Here is a 1,916-nt window from a genome sequence, read left to right as displayed (position 1 = left end):
TCATGCCAAGCATGAGCAGGTCCTATACATTGTCTCATCACTTGCTTGCTTGAGCTTTGATTAAGTAGTTCTATATCGCAAAGCCTGGTTATCGGGTTTTGTGCAATTTGTCCGAGAATCGTAAGAAAATGATCCCTAAAGCCTTGGATCGTTTTTTCAGTAAAGAGAGATGTACTATAGACGATTGCTCCACTGAGTGAGTCGCCGCGTTTTTTAAACCATATGTTCAGGTCGAGTGGTGAATCATGAGAAGGGATCTCACACTGCTTGATGTTTATCGTATGGTCACCACTTCCCATGACTTGTTCGCGTTTAGATACGTCTTGGTAGGTGATAGAGGTTTGGTAGATGGGAGCACGACTGATATCACGTTCAGGGTTCAGGCGTTCGACGATCTTTTCGAACGGTGCTCTCATATGGTCAAAACCTTCTAGGCATTGTTGCTTGACCTGCTGTAATAGCTCAAGGAATGGCATTTCTCGGCTCAGTCTAAAGCGAAGTACTAAGGCGTTAACAAAAAAGCCAATCAGGTCTTCAGTGCCGGGCTTAGTTCGGTCAGCCATTGGTGTCGCAATGACTAGGTCTTCTTGGTCGGTATATTTTGCCAACAAGGCACAATAACTGGCCATCATGACCATAAATAAAGTTACGTCTTTTTCTAGGGCTAAGCCGTTAAGCCTGGAAAGTAGGTCACTCGGTAGCTCAAATGAAACTTGCTCACCGCGAATATCCTGAGTTTCCGGACGAGGTCGATCAAGCGGCATATCAAGGTTAGGAGCTCCTTGGAGGTGTTCTACCCAATAGCTGACATCCTTTTCTACATCTTCTTGTGAACTGTTGAGTCGTGACCAATTCGCATAGTCAGCAAACTGGTAATCGAGTACAGGTAATTGAGCATTGATACCGCAACAGTATGCGTTATAACTCTCACTGAGCTCATGTATAAATAAATCGAAAGACCAACCATCGAATATGATGTGATGAGGCATAAAAAACAAAATGCTCTCTTCTTCACTAAGAATGATTAGTTCTGCTTTAAAAAGAATATCGTGATTGATATCGAAAACCTGGTTTTGTAAAACGGTCAGGCGTTTTTTGAGTTCCAGCTCACGTTCAATTGGCTTATCTATATCTGCGAAAGAGACTTCACTTAGTTCAAAATTACTGATGTTTCGAAGCCGTTGATGTGGCTGGGAATCAATTTCAATTACTTCGGCGCTTAGCGCTTCTTGGCGACTGATTAGGTTTTGAAAAGCTTGATTTAAAGCAAGCTTATTGAGTTTTCCTTTTAGTCTGAATGCAGAGGGAAGGTTATAGGCAGTACTGCTTCCTTCCAGTTGATTCAGGTACCAAAGCCTTTGTTGGGCAAGGGTTAATAAGGCTGGTTCATTCTCTGAACGCTTTGTTATGGTTGATTGTTCTGTGTGCTGCGATTGATCTATTTTTTTAGCTAAAGACTCGATGTCTGCAAACTCGTAGAGGTCACTGAACTTCAATTGCACCGACATATCCATTTCAACACGGTGGATGATTTGTGCAATGAGCAAAGAATGCCCACCTAGGTCGAAGAAGTTTTCATTGATGTTAGATATGGGTTTATTGATGACTTCTTGCCAGATGCTCAGTAACTTAAGTTCAGTCGCTGTAGTAGCGGCCCGTACTTCTTCTTTGCCTAACGAGCTTGATTCTGATAAAGGGAGGCTTTCTAAAGCCTTTCGATCAAGCTTGTTGTTAAGGGTGCGTGGTAACTCCCCGAGTGCTTCAAGGTGCTGCGGCACCATGTAAGGGGGCAATTGCTGTCGCAGGTGCTCACGAAGTTCACTGAGACTAATCGGGCTATTCTTCCATACAACATAAGCGATGAGCCGCGTATCGCCGGCACGGACTTCTCGTACGCTTAAGGCGCAGTCGTCAAT

At 43.7% G+C, this 1,916-nt stretch carries 1 protein-coding gene; it reads right to left on the bottom strand.

Going from position 1 to position 1,916, the window contains the following annotated elements:
• Positions 1-1,916, bottom strand: a 1,916-nt coding sequence (locus tag A3763_RS14645) for a condensation domain-containing protein (RefSeq protein WP_197482914.1), incomplete at both ends; no start/stop codon positions are given.

It is taken from the genome of Oleiphilus sp. HI0128, from assembly GCF_001635365.1.
This window is presented reverse-complemented; position numbering and strand designations above follow the sequence as displayed.